Origin of the sequence: Streptomyces montanisoli, assembly GCF_017813245.1 — a bacterium.
In the GTDB taxonomy this organism is placed as follows: Bacteria; Actinomycetota; Actinomycetes; order Streptomycetales; family Streptomycetaceae; genus Streptomyces; species Streptomyces montanisoli.
Genome location: NZ_JAGIQL010000138.1, coordinates 1 through 17,796, shown reverse-complemented (window position 1 = coordinate 17,796; position 17,796 = coordinate 1). Strand labels below are relative to the sequence as shown.

The 17,796-nt window shown below is 73.0% G+C and carries 16 protein-coding genes and 1 pseudogene; 8 read left to right on the top strand and 9 right to left on the bottom strand.

Annotation, left to right across the window (positions count from 1 at the left end):
- Positions 1–448: 448 nt before the first annotated feature.
- The 6 genes from JFN87_RS25785 to JFN87_RS25760 form a co-directional block, all read right to left on the bottom strand.
- Complete coding sequence (locus JFN87_RS25785; protein WP_209343612.1) at positions 449–1,201, bottom strand: endonuclease/exonuclease/phosphatase family protein; 753 nt, start codon at positions 1,199–1,201, stop codon at positions 449–451.
- Between the two features lie 104 nt (positions 1,202–1,305).
- A complete protein-coding gene (locus JFN87_RS25780) occupies positions 1,306–2,247 on the bottom strand; it encodes an ROK family glucokinase (protein WP_209343610.1) in 942 nt (313 codons plus the stop codon).
- Between the two features lie 66 nt (positions 2,248–2,313).
- Positions 2,314–2,829, bottom strand: a complete 516-nt coding sequence (locus JFN87_RS25775; protein WP_209343608.1) for a DUF5304 domain-containing protein — start codon at positions 2,827–2,829, stop codon at positions 2,314–2,316.
- Between the two features lie 335 nt (positions 2,830–3,164).
- A complete protein-coding gene (locus JFN87_RS25770; RefSeq protein WP_209343606.1) occupies positions 3,165–4,400 on the bottom strand; it encodes an ArsA family ATPase in 1,236 nt (411 codons plus the stop codon).
- A gap of 5 nt (positions 4,401–4,405) precedes the next feature.
- On the bottom strand, positions 4,406–4,858 hold the full coding sequence (locus JFN87_RS25765; protein ID WP_209343604.1) for an SRPBCC family protein: 453 nt from the start codon (positions 4,856–4,858) through the stop codon (positions 4,406–4,408).
- Positions 4,859–4,975: 117 nt separating this feature from the next.
- A complete protein-coding gene (locus JFN87_RS25760) occupies positions 4,976–5,746 on the bottom strand; it encodes a metallophosphoesterase family protein (protein ID WP_209343602.1) in 771 nt (256 codons plus the stop codon).
- Between the two features lie 259 nt (positions 5,747–6,005).
- On the opposite strand from JFN87_RS25760, the gene JFN87_RS25755 reads away from it, so the two are divergent.
- Positions 6,006–7,802: an AMP-dependent synthetase/ligase gene (locus JFN87_RS25755; protein ID WP_209343599.1), complete on the top strand. Its 1,797-nt coding sequence runs from the start codon at positions 6,006–6,008 to the stop codon at positions 7,800–7,802.
- Positions 7,803–7,910: 108 nt separating this feature from the next.
- Here JFN87_RS25755 and JFN87_RS25750 read toward each other — a convergent pair whose 3' ends face one another.
- Both JFN87_RS25750 and JFN87_RS25745 read right to left on the bottom strand, forming a co-directional pair.
- Positions 7,911–8,471, bottom strand: coding sequence for a GNAT family N-acetyltransferase (locus JFN87_RS25750; protein ID WP_209343597.1), 561 nt, complete (start codon positions 8,469–8,471; stop codon positions 7,911–7,913).
- 108 nt (positions 8,472–8,579) lie between these two features.
- Positions 8,580–9,998: a helix-turn-helix domain-containing protein gene (locus JFN87_RS25745; protein ID WP_209343595.1), complete on the bottom strand. Its 1,419-nt coding sequence runs from the start codon at positions 9,996–9,998 to the stop codon at positions 8,580–8,582.
- A gap of 412 nt (positions 9,999–10,410) precedes the next feature.
- Here JFN87_RS25745 and JFN87_RS25740 point away from each other — a divergent pair, with 412 nt between their 5' ends.
- The 7 genes from JFN87_RS25740 to JFN87_RS25710 are packed head-to-tail and all read left to right on the top strand — an operon-like array spanning position 10,411 to position 16,856.
- Positions 10,411–11,247 (top strand): sugar phosphate isomerase/epimerase family protein, encoded by an 837-nt coding sequence (locus tag JFN87_RS25740; RefSeq protein WP_209343593.1) that lies wholly within the window; start codon positions 10,411–10,413, stop codon positions 11,245–11,247.
- Positions 11,244–12,176 carry a Gfo/Idh/MocA family protein gene (locus JFN87_RS25735; RefSeq protein WP_209343591.1) on the top strand — a complete coding sequence of 311 codons (933 nt, stop codon included), beginning with the start codon at positions 11,244–11,246 and terminating at the stop codon, positions 12,174–12,176. Before JFN87_RS25740 ends, JFN87_RS25735 begins: the two co-directional genes overlap by 4 nt.
- The gene (locus JFN87_RS25730) at positions 12,127–13,353 is read left to right on the top strand and encodes a methionine adenosyltransferase (RefSeq protein WP_209343589.1); all 1,227 of its coding nucleotides are present in this window, start codon (positions 12,127–12,129) and stop codon (positions 13,351–13,353) included. The genes JFN87_RS25735 and JFN87_RS25730 overlap by 50 nt, the downstream gene beginning before the upstream one ends.
- Positions 13,350–14,237, top strand: a complete 888-nt coding sequence (locus JFN87_RS25725) for a phosphoenolpyruvate carboxykinase (ATP) (protein WP_209343587.1) — start codon at positions 13,350–13,352, stop codon at positions 14,235–14,237. Before JFN87_RS25730 ends, JFN87_RS25725 begins: the two co-directional genes overlap by 4 nt.
- Positions 14,234–15,301: a glycosyltransferase family protein gene (locus JFN87_RS25720; RefSeq protein ID WP_209343585.1), complete on the top strand. Its 1,068-nt coding sequence runs from the start codon at positions 14,234–14,236 to the stop codon at positions 15,299–15,301. Before JFN87_RS25725 ends, JFN87_RS25720 begins: the two co-directional genes overlap by 4 nt.
- Positions 15,298–16,044 carry a coenzyme F420-0:L-glutamate ligase gene (locus JFN87_RS25715; protein WP_209343583.1) on the top strand — a complete coding sequence of 249 codons (747 nt, stop codon included), beginning with the start codon at positions 15,298–15,300 and terminating at the stop codon, positions 16,042–16,044. The genes JFN87_RS25720 and JFN87_RS25715 overlap by 4 nt, the downstream gene beginning before the upstream one ends.
- Complete coding sequence (locus JFN87_RS25710) at positions 16,041–16,856, top strand: shikimate dehydrogenase family protein (protein WP_209343581.1); 816 nt, start codon at positions 16,041–16,043, stop codon at positions 16,854–16,856. The genes JFN87_RS25715 and JFN87_RS25710 overlap by 4 nt, the downstream gene beginning before the upstream one ends.
- 110 nt (positions 16,857–16,966) lie before the next feature.
- On the opposite strand, the pseudogene JFN87_RS25705 reads toward JFN87_RS25710, so the two are convergent.
- A pseudogene (locus JFN87_RS25705) lies at positions 16,967–17,668 on the bottom strand (glycosyltransferase family 4 protein); the annotation flags it as partial.
- Positions 17,669–17,796: the final 128 nt, after the last annotated feature.

The window sequence follows — 17,796 nt, the reverse complement described above, 5'->3', positions numbered from 1 at the left end:
CCCCCCCCCCTCCCCCCCCCCGCCCCCCCCGCTCTCCCATCGAGGAAGCGGCTTACGAGACACACCGGCGACTGGAGTTCAGCCGCGTGCTCTTCCGTTCTGAGCCGGTCCGGGCCGCCCCGGCGATGACTGGAGGGCGGGCCCCGCGCCGCCTGGTGCGGGACCGCTCACCGAGCGTGCGCCTCCGGCGCCGTGCCACCTGATCACGGGGCCACGCCCCGTGCCCCTGCCGGCACAGGTGTGCGTGCTCAGCGCCACGCCTGCCGGGGCCCGCCGCCGTCCGCAGGACGCGCCGTCCTCCCGGGGTACCCGCAGTCTGGACAACACGCGCCACCGACCAGCCGGGCTCCGCCCGGGTCGCGCCCCGTACGCTTGCTGGCAGCGCTGCCCGCGCCCAGGGCCGCGCCATGCCGGGGCCCGGCCCGTCGGGACGGCGGCCGGGGCCCGGCTACGGCGCCGGGACCCTGAGCGTTGCCAGGACCGGCAGGTGGTCACTCGCCCTGCGCAGGTCGCGCGGGGACAGGCCGTCGAGGCCGGCCGGGACGCCGCAGGTCAGCACCTCGACGCCCGGCGTCGCGAACACCGCGTCGATGCGCCGGTTCGGCGACGTCGCGCCGTACGTGTGCTCCGTCCCCCAGGGCGCCGTGGCCCAGCCGTCCTGCAGCTGGTCGGCGAGCAGCCTGAAGGCGCGGCCCGTGGGCGCCTCGTTGATGTCACCGGCGGCGACGGCGTGGGGCGCGTCCATCGACTTGAGCTGGTCGAGCACCTTCCCCGCCTGGTCGAGCCGCTCGCCCGCGTTGAGGCTGAGGTGGCAGCTCAGCACGCCGAGCCGGGCGCGCCCGAACCGTACGACGGCCGTCGCGAAGCCCCTGCGGTGCAGCCCTGGGGTGCGCGGCAGCAAGACGTCCCGCGTGGACTCCACCGTCGCGCGCAGCGAGCACAGCAGCAGCGGGCCGGCCGCCGTGGCGCCGCCGCCGAGGACGACGAGGTCCGTCGCGCGCGCCAGCCACGACGCGTACTTGCGCCAGCGGAAGAAGCGCGGGGCCTCCTGGACGAACACCAGGTCGGGCGCGCACGCCCGGATCACGCGCGCGAGCGCCGCACGGTCGTCGCGCATCGAGCGGATGTTGTACGTGAGCACCCTGATCACGGCCGAACCGTCCGGCTCGGTACGGGAGTCGGGCAGCGGGGGCATTGCCATGCCCTCACCCTACGGGAGATCGGGAACGCGCGTGCCCGCCGTCCCCCTGGTCACGGGGGTACGGCGGGCACGAATGCGTTACGCGCGTCGGGGCCGGGGCGGGGTCAGCCCTGGCGTGCCAGGTCCGCGGCGCCGACGAGGCCCGCCTCGCCGCCCAGTTGCGCGGCGAGCACCTGCGCGTGCGGACGCCACTCGCCGCCGACGAGCCACCGCCTGAACGACTTGCGGATCGGTTCGAGCACGAGGTCGCCCTCGTCCGAGACGCCGCCGCCGATGATGAAGGCCGACGGGTCGAACAGCGAGGCCAGGTCGGCGAGTCCGCTGCCCGCCCAGCGCGCCAGCTCGCGGAACGAGTCGACCGCGACCGGGTCGCCCTGCCGGGCGGCGTCGCTGACGTGCCTGCCCTCGATTCCCTCGGGTGTGCCGTCGCCGAGCGCGAGCAGCACCTCGGCGTTCTCCGGCTGCGCGCCCGCACGCTGGCGCGCGTACCGTACGAGCGCGCTGCCCGAGGCGTACTGCTCCCAGCAGCCCTGGCTGCCGCAGCCGCACAGCAGCCCGTCGGGGACCACCCGGATGTGGCCGACCTCCGCCGCGACGCCGAAGCGCCCGCGCCGCAGCTTGTTCCCTATGATCACGCCGCCGCCGAGGCCCGTGCCGAGGGTGATGCAGATGACGTCGTCGTGGCCCTTGCCGGCGCCGAACTTGTACTCGCCCCAGGCCGCCGCGTTCGCGTCGTTCTCCACGACCACCGGCAGGCCGACGCGCTGCTCGACCTTGTCCTTGAGCGGCTCGTGCCGCCAGTTGATGTTGGGCGCGAACAGGACCGTCGCACGCTTGTCGTCGACGTAGCCGGCGGCTCCGATGCCGACGGCCTCGATCTGGTGCCCCTTACCGGCCCCCGAGACGGCTGAGCAGATCGCGTCGACGATCGCCTCGGCGGTGTCCGGAGTGGGCACCTTGTGCACATCGCGAATGGTGCCCTCTTCGTCGACGACGCCCGCCGCGATCTTCGTGCCGCCGATGTCGACGCCGATGGTGAGTCCCATGTGTCCCTCAGTTTTCGGTCGTGCCCCGCTGGGCCCAACGGTACCCGAGGGTCGGCGCCGCCCTGCTCAGTCCAGGTCGATGTGGCCGTCCGGGCCGGGCCGTTCGTCCCTCGGGTCGCTCGGGTCGAGGGACTGCCGCGAGTCCTTCGGGCCGAGCTTCCCGCCGCCCTGCTCCGCGGTGCCCGACGTCCCGCCGCGGGTGGCGGCGTCGTCGGACGCGGCGCCGCGCGTCCAGCGGCTCTCCTGGTCCTGGACGGCGGAGCGGTACGCGGCGAGCAGTTCGCCGCCGGCGGCCGCGAGGTGGTCGAAGAAGTCCGGGTTGCGCTGGATCACGGGCTCGACGGCGGCCTTCGCCTGGTTGACGAACTGCTGGACGGCGCCCTGGGCGGCCATGCCGAACAGCGGGTTGTCGAGGGACGTCAGCCTGTCGGCGACGGCATCGGCGAACTTGCGCAGCTCGTCGGCGGCCGAGGACGGCGGCGGCCCGTAGACCGCGCGGCGCCTGGCCTTCTCCGCCGCCAGGTCCTCGGCGCACGCCGTGGCCCAGGCATCCGCGTCGGGCCGCTCGCTCGCATCGCTCATGGGGTACTCCCGCGTCCGGCAAGGTCTTCCACCGCCCGGCGGCGGAAGATGTACACCTTCGACGGTACCCGAAGAGGGCCGGGTGGTTCAGAGGCTGTTGTCTTGCCCAGTGTGGGATCAGGTCGAGGGGGCTGGTGCTGGGGGCACCTCCCGGCCGGAGGCTGGGGGAAGATCCAAGGCGGAGGAGGGAGTCGACGCGGTGGGGGCACCTCCCGGCCGAAGGCTGGGGGACGTCGGCGACTGGGGGCACCTCCCGGCCGAAGGCTGGGGGAGACAACGCCGGAGATGGCTGTGCCAGGCGACTCGGGCCCCGCAGGGGGCAAGACAACAGCCTCTCAGGCCCCGGCGGGCCCGTCCTTCGGCCACAGGCCGGGGTCGGGGGCGAAGCGGATGCGCAGGACGCCATCGGTGAGGGCGGCGCCGGAGACCGTGCAGCGGCGCAGCGCCGGGGCCAGCGGCACGATCCTGCGGAACGGGCCGACGGTGAGCACCAGTTCGTGCTCCCTGCGGACGAGGTTCAGCTCGCTCTTGCCCGCGCCCGGCAGCGGCAGGCACCACACGAGCAGGCCGTCGGCGGCGATGCGGTCCTCCACCCACCACGGATCAGCCGCGGTCTCGCCGGACGTGCCCGCGCCCGCCGCGCCCGCGCCCGCCTCGTCGGGGGCGGGGAGTCCGAGGGCTTCCAGGTCCCCCGCGCCCCGCGGGTCGCGGCCCAGGTGGGGCAGCTCGTGGACGGCGGGCCAGGCCGCGGCGGGCTCCCGCCATGCGGCGACGCTCTCGCGCTGCCGCTCGCCCATGGCCGTCAGCCAGGGGTGGCCGTCCGCCGGCGGCAGCACCTTGTTGGCCACGAGCGCGTCGGCGCGCAGGCCGTACAGGGCCAGGCCGGCGCGCGCGGTCCGCAGGGCCTCGTCGGCGGCGCGGCCGGGCTCGGCGACGAGCCGCAGCGAGGTCGCCGCGTCCTCGACGAGGGCCTGTACCGCGGCGAGTTCGGCGTCCTTGCGGCCGGCGGTCTCGTACAGCCACCTGGACGGCAGGGGAACGCCGGCGAGCTGCGCCATCATCGGGTGCAGCGCACGCGCCGCCTGCCGCTGCGGGGGCAGCAGGCGCCGCAGGTAGCGGCGCAGCGTCTCGGGCAGGGCGAGCAGCGGGAGCGCGGCGGGCAGCGGCGGCAGGTCGACGACGAGGACGTCCCAGTCGGCGTCCGCGGCGGTGCGCAGGGCGTGCAGCAGGGCGAAGGCGTCGCTGCCGGGCAGTTCCGTCAGCTCCTCGCCGCGCAGCCGCGGGGCGCCGAGGAGGTCGAGTGCGGGCGCGGCCCGCTCCTGGAGGGCGAGCAGCTCGGTGCGGAAGTGGCCCGCAGAGTCGACACGTGCGGCCCACAGGCCGTCGGTGACGCGCGCGGGGCGGGCCGCGTCGGGCCCCGGCGCGGCGCCGAGCACCGGCTCGGCCGCGGGGTCGGCCGTGAGCAGCAGGGTGCGGTCGCCGCGGCGGGTGGCCGCGAGTGCGGTGGCCGCCGCGACGGTCGTACGGCCGGCGCCGCCGGGGCCGGTGACGAAGACCGTACGGGGGGACATGCGGGTCAGGCCCCCGCGGTCTCGGTGGACTCGACGCGCTTCTTGAGGCCCGCGAGCGCGCGGTCGATGATGACCTTCTCGGCCTTGCGCTTGATCATGCCGAGCAGCGGGATCTTGACGTCGACCGCGAGGCGGTAGGTGACTTCCGTGTGGGCGCCGCCCGCCAGGGGCGCGAGCCGGTAGGAGCCGTCCAGCGAGCGCAGCATCTGGGACTTGACGAGCGTCCAGGTGACCTCGTCGCCCGCCCAGGTGTAGGCGAGGGTGTGGTCGTCCTTGATCGCGCCCGCGTCGAGCACCAGCCTGACCTGCTCGGCCCTGCCCCGGGCGTCGGTGGCGAGCACCTCCGCCTCCTTGACCTCCCCGGTCCACTCGGGGTAGCGGGCGAAGTCGGCGATCACCGCCATGACGGCGGCGGGGGCCGCCTCGATCGTGATGCTCGAAATCGTGTGTTCCGCCATCGCGGTGCTCCTCGCAGACTGGGTACGCCGCGTGCAGGTTATCGCGGCCCTCGCGGCGCCCCCTGCGCGGTCCCGCGCCCCGGAAACCCTTCAGGACGACAGCCTCTCACCAGCCTCTCACCACTGAAGGGCCCAGGGCCTGCCGGTCGAGGCGAAGTGCCCGACGTTCACGCACTCGGTGGCGCCGATCCGCATCCGGGACGCGAGCGGCTGGTGCACGTGGCCGAAGAGCGCGTAGCGCGGCCTGGTGCGGTGGATGGCGTCCAGCAGTGCGGTGCTGCCGCGCTCGAAGCGGCGGGCGACGACGTCGTAGGTGAGGTCGGGCACCTCGGGCGGGATGTGCGAGCACAGGACGTCGACCTCGCCGAGCGCCTCGACCTTGGCCGCGTACTCCTCGTCGGGGATCTCGTACGGCGTGCGCATGGGGGTGCGCAGGCCGCCGCCGACGAAGCCGAAGACGAGGCCGCCGATCTCGGCGCGCTCGCCGTCGAGGACGGTCGTGCCGGGGCGCGCGTACTCCGCCCACAGGGCGGGCATGTCGACATTTCCGTAGGTGGCGTACGTGGGTGCCGGCATGGCGCCGAACAGCTCCTCGTACTGGCGGCGCACGCCGGCCTCGATCGCGGCGGCCGGCGTCGCGTCGAGGCCCGCCCACAGCCCGGCGCCGAACGCGCGCGCCTCGTCGAAGCGGCGCTCGGTGCGCAGCGCGACGAGATGGTCGGCGTTCTCGGCGCCGAACAGGTCGGGGAAGATGCCGCGGGAGTGGTCCGCGTAGTCGAGGAAGAGCACGAGGTCGCCGAGGCAGACGAGGGCGTCGGCCCCCTCGCCCGCGGCGGCGAGCCCCGCCGCGTTGCCGTGGACGTCACTCACCACATGAACCCTGGTCACCTGTCACCTCACTGTGCTCGCCCGTCCGCTCGCCGCGCGCCCGTCGTCCGGCGGCGCAGGGGCGACGGCGATCACCCCGCGGCCGCCCCTTGGACTACTGTGCACCGGGAGTCGCAAAAACCGTGCGACACCGGAACCATCCGGCCAGGGCACCGTCCACACGACCGTACCGGCAGGTAACCTCTCGGGGCGGTCCGTGCGTACCGCAGCCGGGGCGCGTCAGGGCCGCGGCGCCGGCGCCCGATGAGGAGCAGCAGTTTTGCGTGAGTTCAGTCTTCCGGCCCTGTACGAGGTCCCGACGGACGGCACTCTGACCGATCTCGTGCGCCGCAACGCCGCACAGTACCCGGACACCGCACTGTTCGGCCGTAAGGCCGCGGGCGGCTGGGAGGACGTGACGGCGCGCCGGTTCCTCGACGACGTGCGGGCCGCGGCCAAGGGCCTCGTCGCCGCGGGGATCGAGCCGGGCGACCGGGTCGCGCTGATGTCCCGCACCCGGTACGAGTGGGTCCTGCTCGACTTCGCGGTCTGGAGCGCGGGCGCGGTCACGGTGCCCGTGTACGAGACGAGCTCGGCCGAGCAGGTGCGCTGGGTGCTCGGCGACTCGGGCGCGGTCGCGGCCGTGGTGGAGAGCGAGGAGCACGCGGCGGCCGTGAAGTCGGTGCGTGACGGGCTGCCCGGGCTGCGCTCGGTGTGGTCGCTGGCCGGCGGCGGCCTCGCGGAGCTGGTGGCCGCGGGCGCGGACGTGCCGGACGCGGCGCTCGAGGAGCGCGCCGCCGCGGGCAAGGCCGACGCACCCGCCACGATCGTGTACACCTCGGGGACGACGGGCAGGCCCAAGGGGTGCGTCCTGACCCACCGGAGCTTCTTCGCCGAGTGCGGCAACATCGTCGAGCGCCTGGGCCCGCTGTTCCGCACGGGTGACTCGTCACTGCTGCTGTTCCTGCCCGCGGCCCATGTCTTCGGCAGGATCGTGCAGTTGGCGTGCGTGATGGCGCCCGTCAAGCTGGGGTGCCTGGAGGACACGAAGAACCTGACCGAGGAACTGGCGGCGTTCCGGCCGACGTTGGTCCTCGGCGTGCCGCGCGTCTTCGAGAAGGTGTACAACGCGGCGCGCGCCAAGGCGTACGAGGACGGCAAGGGCGCGATCTTCGACCGCGCGGCGAGCACGGCGGTCGCCTACAGCCGCGCCCTGGACACCGCGCAGGGCCCGTCGTTCGGCCTGCGCCTGCGCCACCGCCTGTTCGACAGGCTCCTCTACGGCAAGCTGCGCGCCGTGCTCGGCGGCCGCGGCGAGTACGCCATCTCGGGCGGCGCGCCGCTCGGCGAACGGCTCGGCCACTTCTTCCGCGGCATCGGCTTCACGGTGCTGGAGGGGTACGGGCTGACCGAGTCCTGCGGGGCGACGACGTTCAACCCGTGGGACCGGCAGAAGATCGGCACGGTCGGCCAGCCGCTGCCGGGTTCCGTGGTGCGCATCGACGACGACGGCGAGGTGCTGCTGCACGGGGAGCACCTGTTCACGGGGTACTGGAACAATCCGGAGGCGTCCGAACAGGCGCTGGCGGACGGCTGGTTCCGCACGGGCGACCTGGGGTCGCTGGACGAGGACGGCTACCTGACGATCACCGGCAGGAAGAAGGAGATCCTGGTCACGGCGGGCGGCAAGAACGTGGCGCCCGCGGTGATCGAGGACCGGATCAGGGCGCACGCCCTCGTCGCGGAGTGCATGGTCGTCGGCGACGGCCGCCCGTTCGTGGGCGCGCTGATCACGCTGGACGAGGAGTTCCTCGCACGCTGGGCCCGCGAGCACGGCACCCCGTCCGACGCGACGGTCGCGTCACTGCGGCTCGACCCGCGACTGCTCGCGGAGGTCCAGCAGGCGGTGGACGAGGGCAACGCGGCGGTGTCGAAGGCGGAGTCGGTCCGCAAGTTCCGCATCCTGACACGCCAGTTCACGGAGGAGAGCGGCCACTTGACGCCGTCGCTGAAGCTGAAGCGGAATGTGGTCGCGAAGGACTTCGCGGAGGAGATCGAGGCGCTGTACACGACGTGACCGGTCCGCGCCCGGGCGGGCGCGGACGGGTCACGTCGCGCCGAGCGCGCTGGCTCTGGCGGCCGGGGTCCTCGACGGCCCCAGTCCCGCGCCGATCGATCCGCAGAGCTAGACGCTCTGGTGAAGAGCACGCCACTCGCGGTCGAGGATGGCGTGGACGACGGAGTCACGCCAGACGCCGTTTTTTCTGATGTGCTCCCGGATGGTGCCTTCTTCCGTCATCCCCGCAGCTCTCATGGTCCTGGCGGAGGCCTCGTTGAGTGGGGATCGGGCCCCCCATACACGGTGCAGCCCGATCTCTTCGAAGCCAAGCGCAAGCAGCAGGTTGACCATCTCTTGCCCGTATCCGGCACCCCATGCGTCGGGGCGCAGCGCGAAGCCGAAGGTGGCTGCGCCCGGCTGGTGGGGATCTGTGGCGAGTCGGCCGAAGCCGATGACCTCGCCGCTCTCCCGCTTCTCGACAACTAGGGCGTACTCGCTACGTGGATTGGCCGTGGCTGACGCAATGGAGCACTCCACAATCCTTCCTACGTCGGCGAGCGACCGCGGCTCGAAGCTGAGATGCGCGGTCGCCTCCGGACTCCCGTAGATCGCGTAGATCGCCTCCACGTCCTCGACGGTGAGCTCCCTCAGGCGAAGACGCCAGCTCGAACGATCAACGGCTCTCATGCCTGAACCCTCCCGTTCGACACCCGGATCCGGTAGAGGTGCGCGAGAGGTACCCGCAGGTCAAGACGCATGCAACGCAGCCGTTCCCGGATCGGCGTGAGGAACACCTCAGGCCGCCACGGCACCCGTACGCACGGCGAATTCCCGAAGGCCGGCGAGACTGCCCGGCTGGTAGAGCAGGTCGGCCGTGAGCGAGCGGATCGCGGGCCGCCGGACCTCTTCCGGCGCCGTGTGCTCGATGGCCCGCAGGGCGCCGAACGTGCGTCGCCCGTCACCGAGCTGGTGCCACATGCGGGCCGTGTCCGTGAGGTAGCGCGCGACCCTTTCCGTGTTCGCGAGCTGAGCCGGCTGGACGCGTCGGACGTAGGGAACGGCGTCGTCCGGCGTGCCAAGGGCCGTGAAGCTGCTGATCCGGTACATCGCGACCTCGGCAGGACTCGCCGAGATCGTGAAGAGACCCACAGGCTTACCGCCCCGGTCGACGGGAATCCGGCCGGAGGTTTCTTCCGCCTCGCCGAGCAGGTCGAGCGCCGTACTGCGCCGTCCCCCGGACGCGGCTGTGTAGCCGGCAGTCATGAGCAGGCAGGTGCGGGCGGCCAGGGCGTCAGCCTGCGGGCGGTCCTTCTCCACGACCAGGGAGGTCGCGGTGCGGGCCAGGAAGTCGACGGCGGCAGAGCTGCGGCCGGCGCGGCGCATAGTGATCGCCAGGACTCGGGCCGCGTCGCTGAGGGGCCGAGGGTCCCCGCTGGCCCGCGCGGCGCTGAGCGCTCGGTCCGCGGTAGCCCACGCCGCCTCGGAGTGCTGCTTCACGGCGAGTTCGGTGGCCAGCACGTAGGCGCGGGCGACGGCCGCCTGGGCGCGCTCGCGAGTGCGGCCGGTGGAGATGTCCCGGGTGGCTTCCGCCGTCGCGATCAACGGGGGGAGGGCGCTGCCGAGAGCGGAGTAGCGGGCGCCCGAGAACATCTCGCGGGCCGTCGTGAGACCGTCGGCGAGATCGCTCAGGCTCGTAGGTCTTCCGGTGATCGGCTCGAACAGGGCCCGCTCCATGGCGGCGGCCGGGTTCTGGGCTGCCGGTTCCGCCGCAGCAGCATCGGATCCGGCCCCGGCGATCAAGCTGGCGCCGAGGCCCAGCGCCCCAGCCATCAGTTCCCGACGTCGCACATCGTCCTCCAGCTCGGCTCCGGTCACCTTAGCGGCCGTGGGCGGCGGCACGGGCGCGCTGCGACGAGAGAGGCGATCGCCTCCGCCCCTCTCGTCGGCAAGGCCCAGGAGAGACAGCGGGATGACGAGCCCATCAGCGATCCGCGTCAGGACATCGACGCTCTGGACCTGGCGCACGCCGCGCTCGATCGCGCTGACGTCGGACTGAGCCAGCCCGGTGAGGGAGCCCACGACGGTCTGACTGGCGCCCGTGTACTGCCGGAAGTGCTTGATCACGGCGGCAAGGTCGCGCGCTGCGAGGGCTCGTCGGGCCTTCTCGTGATCCCACAGATCAGCGGGAACGGCTACCTGGGAATGGCTGCGCACGGTGTTTTCCCCCTCCGGGGCGGCGGCATGACCTTGCCTCAGCGTAGAGGTGCCGTGACCCCCTGTCAGCGCTTTGACCGGGGCGCCAGAGGCCCGACCTATAGGGCCGTCGGATGGGTTTCCCTCGGCTTTCTTCCGAGTCTGGGAGTGCACAGAGAACCCCCCGGCGCAGACCTCGGCAACCGTCCGGTTTCCGCAGCTCAGCGCTGGATTCACCCCTTGACCGAAGGAGTGTTCCGACATGCCCAACCCACCTTCTCCGCCCCCGCCGCCGCCCCCGCCGGGCCCGCTCCCGACTCCGCCCCCGCCTGGTGGCGGGGCGTAGGTCTCCGGCACCAGGTCGTGCACCACGTTTCCAGCGGGGTGCACGACCACCGCTGTCTCAAGCGCTCGCACCGACAAGGAGAACACCGTGCAGGGAATCACCGTGCTCAACCCCGACGAGCTGGGCCAAGACCCCGCCGTCGGCATGGACCTGGCCCTCGCGCTAGGCGTGGGCCACCTGGAGATCCGTACCGCCTACGGATCGAACGCCCTCGTCCTGGACGACGCGCAGCTCCGTGAAGTCCGGCAGCTGGCCGACGAACGGGGCCTGCGCGTAGCCGCGCTGGCGTCCCCGCTGTGGAAGTGGTGCCGGCCCGAGGCCAAGCCCGGCAAGGTCGACAGCTTCGGTTTCCCCACGCAGGTGCCGGCCGAGGACCGGGAACGCTGGGTGGACCGCGCGCTCGCCGTCGCCGACATCCTGGGCACCGACCGCGTCCGCGTCTTCTCCCACCTGTCCGTCGGCGAACAGTCGGAGGACTTCCGGAACGACCCGCTGCTGACGTACGCGCTCAAGGCCGCCGAGCGGGCCGGTACCCGGCTCCTGCTGGAGAACGAGCCCGTGTGCACCGTCGCCGAACCGGCGCCCCTCCTGGACGCGCTCCGTGAGAACACCGGGCTGGGGCTCTGGCTCGACCTGGGGAACCTGTACGAGGTCGGCCACGGCACGGCGGAAGCTGTCGACGCCCTCGCCCCCTACGTCGAGTACGTCCACATCAAGGACTACGTGCCGCGTGACGACGGCATGAAGCAGTTCGTGGCGCCGGGCGCCGGCGACGTGCCGTACGCGGAACTGCTGCCCGTCCTCCACCGGGTGCGGCCGGTGCTGCCGTACGCGCTGGAGACGCACGTGCGCGAGAGTCCCGGCGACGCGCTGACGCGCGGCGCGGCGTTCCTGCGCGGCACCATCCCGGGCGGCTTGGCGTGAGGCGGGTCCTCCTCATCGGCTCCGGAGAGGTCGGCGCCAAGCACGCCAAGGCCCTGGCCCGTACCGATGGGATGGACCTGGTGGGCGTCGCCGACCCCTCCCCGGCCGTTGCCCCACCCGCCGGGGTGCCCCTGCTCGCCCAGTGGGAACGGGCGTTCGAACGCCTCGCTCCGGACACGGTCGTCGTGGCGACGCCGCCCGGCACCGGTCTGGTGGCCGCACGCGCTGCCGCGCGGCGCGGCGTGGTCGTCCTGGTGGAGAAGCCGGTCACGCTGGCCCCCGCCGAGCTGGCACCGGCACCGGAGGACGCGAGGGTCTTCGTCGCCTTCCAGCCGCATTTCGCTCCCGGCCTCGCCAGTCTGCTCGACCAGGTGCCCACGGTCCGGCGCGCCGCGGTGACGCTGGTGTGCCGCCGGGACCGCGCCTACTACCGGGGCTGGCGCACCCGGTTCGCCACCGCCGGGGGCATTCTGCACCAGCAGGCCATCCACGGCCTGGCCCTCGCCCTGCGCCTCCTGCCGCCCGCGCCCATCACCTCCTGCACGGCCGAGATTCACCACGTCCGGCGGTGGGCCGAATCCGAGGACCGCATCACCGCGACGCTGTCGTTCGAGGACGGCACGCTCCTGAGCGTCGACGCCCGGGTCGACAGCGACGAGCCACGGCGCCACGAGGTGAGCCTGCACCTGGCCGACGGACAGCAGGTGCACGTGCGCGGCCGGAACCTCGAAGCCGGCCTCGGCGAACCGCAGTCCGCGCCGAGCGACCTGGCGCTGCGCCAGGCCATGTACCGGTCCCTGCCCGCCGACGACGGCGGCCCCCGCCATCCGTCTCTCTTCCCGCTCCCTCAGCTCCGCCGCACCCTGGAGGTCATCGACCATGCCTACCGCACCGCGCGCACCGTTTCTGAGGCCGGTTCTGCCACATGACCTCGGCGTCGAGGTCGTCGAGCGCAAAGGTGTCGGACACCCGGACACCCTCGCCGACTCGATCGCCGAGCTCGCCTCGATCCGCTACAGCGAGTACTGCCTGCGCGAGTTCGGCGCCATCCTCCACCACAACCTCGACAAGGTCGCCGTCCTCGGAGGCCGCGCCCGATTCGGTGACACGGACGGCACCTACGACCGTCCCGTACGGGTGATCTTCGGCGGCCGGATCTCCAAGACTTTCGCCGGTCGCGCTATCCCCGTGCGGGAAATCCTCGAAGACGCCGCCGCCGAGCAACTGCGCACCACTCTCCCGGGCTTCGAGCACATCACCTGGCGAGCCCAGCACGAGACGACCGACTCCTCCAAGTTCGAGCGCTGGTTCGCCCCGCACGGCCTGGAGGACCTGCCCGAGCGCCCGACGGCCTTCTCCAACGACACCGCGTTCCTCGTCGGCACCGCGCCGCGCACCTCGGCCGAGACCGTGGCGCTGCTCACCGAGGCGTGGTTCCGCCGGCAGCCGTGGGCGGGCAGCGACATCAAAGCCCTCGTCATCCGCGACGGGCGCGCGCTGAACGTCACCGCGTGCGTTCCGGCCGTCGCCGGGCACCTCGCCAGCAGCGCCGAGTTCGAGGACGCCGTCAACGACGCCGCCCAGGAACTCGCCATCCAGCTCCTCAAGCGCCTGCCGGGCCCGGTCAACGTCGTGTGCAACACCCGCAACCGCCGCACCGGCCCGCTGTCGGGCCAGTACTTCACGCTCTCCGGATCGGCGATCGACTACGGCGAAGACGGGCTGGTAGGCCGAGGCAATGCCCGCTCCGGACTGATCACCCCCGGCCAGCAGGCAGGCAACGAGGCCCTGTTCGGGAAGAACCCCGCCTACCACGTCGGCAAGGTCGGCGGGTGGCTCGTCGACGAGGCCAGCCGCACGCTCACTGAGAAGACCGGCACGCCGTGCCGCATCGCGGTGATGTGGCGCAACGGGAGCCCCTACCCCGAGCCCGCCTCCCTCGACATCACCACCGCCGGCCCCGCCTCGTCGGACGCCGAACTCGTGCGCGACGTGCTGCACCGCACCGACTGGGCGCCCGATCTCGTGAACAACCAGCGGTACCTGCCCACCGTCCTGCCCGTGGCCGGGCTGCTGGCCGAACTCGACCCTCCCACGCTGTCGTGAACCCGGCCGCCGTGGCGACCGGCCACCTCACCGCTGCCCTGGAGCTTCCTCCCGGGCTGGACACAGGACCGGCCGTCACGGCGGCCAATCGGCTCCCCGGCGGCTGGCACCTCTCCACCCCGAGCCCCGGGAGCCCGGACGGTCCGGCCGTGACGGTGACGTACGCCGACGGAGAACCAGCCGTCACCGTCAGCGGGCACACGGTCCGCATCAGCCTTCCCCGCGACGTCGCGCGCTCCTCGACGCTGGCCTACGCGACGTACACCGCGCTGGAACGGGCTCGACAGCAGCGGCAGATGCTCACCCTCCACGCCAATGCCGCTGTCACGCCGTGCGGGCGCGGCGTCCTGCTGCTGGGCAACAAGGGCGCCGGCAAGACCAGCGTGACCCTGGCCCTCGGCGGACGCGGCTGGACCCTCGCCGGCGACGATCTGACCGTCCTGGCCGAGGACGACACGGAGCTGCTGATCCTCCCGGGCAAGGCGACGGCCGCCGTCCGCCCCCAGGACCCCAAGCTGTGGCAAGCGCCGAAGCCCATCGTTGACCTCGCCCCGTTTCTCCGTGTCCCCGTCCCCGTGGCCGGGATCATCCGCCTGACTGTCCACCCCGCCGTCCCTCGCCCCCTGCTGGTGCCGGCCACACCGTTCTCCGTGAACGAGCAGCTTCGCCTCCACGAGGCCCTGGCCCGGTACATCAGTGGGCTCCCCACCCCGCTGACCGGCCCCACCGGCGCACCGTACGGACCCGTCTGGCCACTGGACGACGCCTCGCTCGCCCGCTGGCGAACCCACCTGATCGCGCGCCTCGAACAGCACCCGTACAGCTACCTGTACGCCCCCGATCCCCAGTCCGCCGCCGACCTCATCACCGAGGAGTACGTGTGACGCCGAAGACCGCCGCCGCGATCCTTCCCAGCCGGAATGAAGCCGCCACCATCGCCGCCGTCTCCACCGCGGTGGACGCCGCACTGGACGATGCGCGGGCCGTCGTCCTGCACGCGGACTCGTCCGACGGGCCGGACACCGCCGAGCACTTCACTGCCGCCCGCTCCCGGGCCCGGAAAGTCGGCCTCACGGGACTTCAACGGGGCAAGGGTGCCCAGATCCTCGCCGCGGCCCGACGCGCGGAGATCTCCGAAGCCGACGTGGTACTGATCGCGGACACCGACACCCGCAACCCGGACCCGACCATCTACCGCGCGCTGGTGTCTCGCGTACGCCGCGGGGCGTCCATGGCCATCGCCGACTACCCGCGCCACTGGGACGAGGCCAACCTCACCAACCACGTCGCCCGGCCCCTGATCTCTGCGGCCACCGGACACGATGTGCCCCAACCGCTCGCCGGAGACCTCGCCATATCCCGCGAGGCCCTGGCGGCCGCCGCGCGGGCAGCCGCCGCACTGCCCGGCGAGCTCGCGGCATGCGTCAACGGGTACGGCATCGACGCGTTCCTGCTGCTGACGGCCGCCACGGTCGGCCCCATCGACTCTGTACGGCTCGACGAACCCAAGCGGCACGCCGGATCCTTCCCCCACCTCCCCGTCATCTTCCACCAGGCCGTCCCCGTCCTCCTGCACATGACTGCGACCGGGAGTCGGCCGATCACCCCGCCCGACAGCGGCCCGGTCGTCTACCGATGCGCAGACCGGGCGCTCCCACCCCACCGCGCCGAGACCATGCTGACCACGCTGGACAGCTTCGCCGCGTCCTCGGGCCGATACGATGACTGGCCCTGGCCGCTGCCCGTCGCGAACGCCTGGCGCGCCGTCAACTCCGGAACTCCGGCCGCCGACGCCGCCCACCAGCTGTGGCCGCACTATCTCCACCGCGTCCGCGACTGGCTCACCAGCGGACAGCAGGCCACCACCCGGCAGCGGACCCGGATGCTCGCCGCCGCGCACGCCCGTCTCCAGATCACCCTCATCCCACCAGCAGGAGCTTCGTCATGACCACCCCCACCTCCAGCTTCACCGCGTTCGCCCTGGAGCCATTCCCCGAACTCCAGCCCGGTGCCGACCTGGCCAGCGCCATCACCGACGCTCTGACGCACACCGGTACCACCCTCCAGACCGGCGACATCGTGGTGGTGGCCAGCAAGGTCGTGTCCATCGCGGAGCAGCGGTACGTCGATCTGGCCGGCATCCATCCCTCTCACGAGGCCGAAGAGCTGTCCGCCACCACGGGCAAGCCCGCCGAGGTCGTGCAGCTCATCCTCGACAACTCCACCGAGCACTTCCTGGCCACCGAACGCGGACCGATCATCGCCCGGCACACCCTCGGCTATCAGCTCACCTCAGCCGGGATCGATCGCGCCGGGGCCGAGGGCGCATGGCTGCTGCCCGTAGACCCGGACGCCTCTGCTCGCGCACTGCGCGACGCCCTGGTCGCCTGCACCAGCGCGGACGTGGCGGTCGTCATCGCCGACTCCGACGGCCGGGCGGACCGGCGCGGGGCAACCTGCATCTCCATCGGCGCCGCCGGAATCGCACCCCTGCGGATCACCGAGCACCACGGGAAGCGGCAGGAGGAGACCCTGGCCGACATGATCACGGGCGCCGCCGGAATCATCCTGGGGCAGCGAGGCCGCGGCGCCCCGGTCGCCGTGCTGCGCGGCATCGCCTACACCCCCTCCGGGGAGGGCGTGGCCGCCATGCTGCACCGGACCCCGGCTCACGCACACCATTCGCGATGAAACGGCTCGCCGTCCTCGGCTCACCCATCGGCCAGGCGCTCTCCCCGGTACTCCATCGCGCCGCCTACCAGACCCTCGGACTGAACTGGTCCTACCGGTCGATCGACTGCACCCCCGACAGGCTGGAGCCCTTCCTCGCCTCCCTCGACGACACGTGGGCCGGCCTGTCGCTGACCATGCCGCTCAAGCGCCTCGCCGTCCCGCTCCTCGACCGGGTGTCGGACACGGTGACGCGTATCGGGGCGGCGAACACCGTTGTCGTGAAAGGCGGCCGGCTCGTCGGGGAGAACACCGACCTGCACGGCATGGTGCAGGCGCTCCACGAGGCGGGCGTGACCTCCGCGGCCCACGTCACGGTGCTCGGCGCCGGAGCGACCGCGTGCACAGCCCTGGCCGCAGCCCGAGAGCTGGGCTGCGACCACGCCACGGTGATCGCCCGCGACGCCAGGCGCGCCCGCCCGACCATCGAGGCCGCAGGCGAGCGCATCCGCATCCGCGTCCGGGTCGAGCCGTGGGAAGCCGCGGCGGCCCACCTGTCCGCCGACCTTGTCATTTCCGCGCTGCCACCCGGCGTTGCCGACGCGCTCGCCCCGCTCTGGACGCGAACACGCGCCACCGGCACTCTCATGAACGTCGTCTACCGCCCCCGGCTCACAGTCTTCGGATGCGCCGCCGAGGCCGCGGGACGGCGCTCTGTCGACGGGCTCCCCATGCTCGTGCACCAGGCAGCCCGGCAGGTCACACTCCAGACCGGATGCCGGACACCACCTGTCGACGCAATGATGTATGCCGCTTCGGTCGCGACCGACTGAGGACCCGGCGAGACCGTTCACTCACGGGGCAGCTCCTTCCCGGTGCCCAGGTCGATCCACGGGCGCTTCCCCCAAGGCATGGTGGCCGCCGCGGCGACCGGGGCCCCGCGCTACAGCAGCGCCCTCAGCCGCTCGGCCAGGAGGTCCCAGCGCCACTTCTCCTCGACCCAGCGCCTGCCGCGCTCGCCCATCGTGCGGCGCGCGGCCGGGTCTCCGAGCAGCGTCACGATGCGGGCCGCCGCCGCGGACGTGTCCGTGCCGTGTACCACCCAGCCCGTCTCCCCCTGGAGCACCGCGTCCGGTGCGCCGCCCGAGTCGCCGGCGACCACCGGGAGGCCCGTCGCCGACGCCTCCAGGTAGACGATGCCGAGCCCTTCCACGTCGAGGCCGCCCCTGCGGGTGCGGCAGGGCATCGCGAAGACGTCGCCCGCCCCGAAGTGCGCGGGCAACTCCGCCCATGGGACGGGCCCCGTGAAGTGCACGGACGCGGCGACGCCGGCCTTGACCGCCCGTTCCCGCAGCGCCTTGGCGTACGGGCCGCCGCCCACGATCAGCAGCACGGCGTCGGGCACGGCCGCCAGGATCGCGGGCATCGCGTCGATCAGCGTGTCCTGGCCCTTGCGCGGCACCAGCCGCGACACGCACACGACCACCGGCCGGTCCGTGAGGCCGAGGCGGGCCCGCACGGCCGCGCCCCCCGAGTCCGGGTGGAACGTCTTCTCGTCGACGCCGGGCGGCAGTTGGACCATCCGCCCGGCCGCCGCGGGCGTGAGCGCCGCCGCGATGCGGGAGCGCGTGTACTCGCCCAGATCGCTAGTGCACTCGTCTGAACTCCCGTCACCCATCTATCTCGTTTGCCGTCTTTTGCTTGTATAAAGGGGGGGGGGGGCGGGGGGGGGGGGGGGGAGAGGGGGGGGGGGGGGGGGGGGCGGGAGGGGGG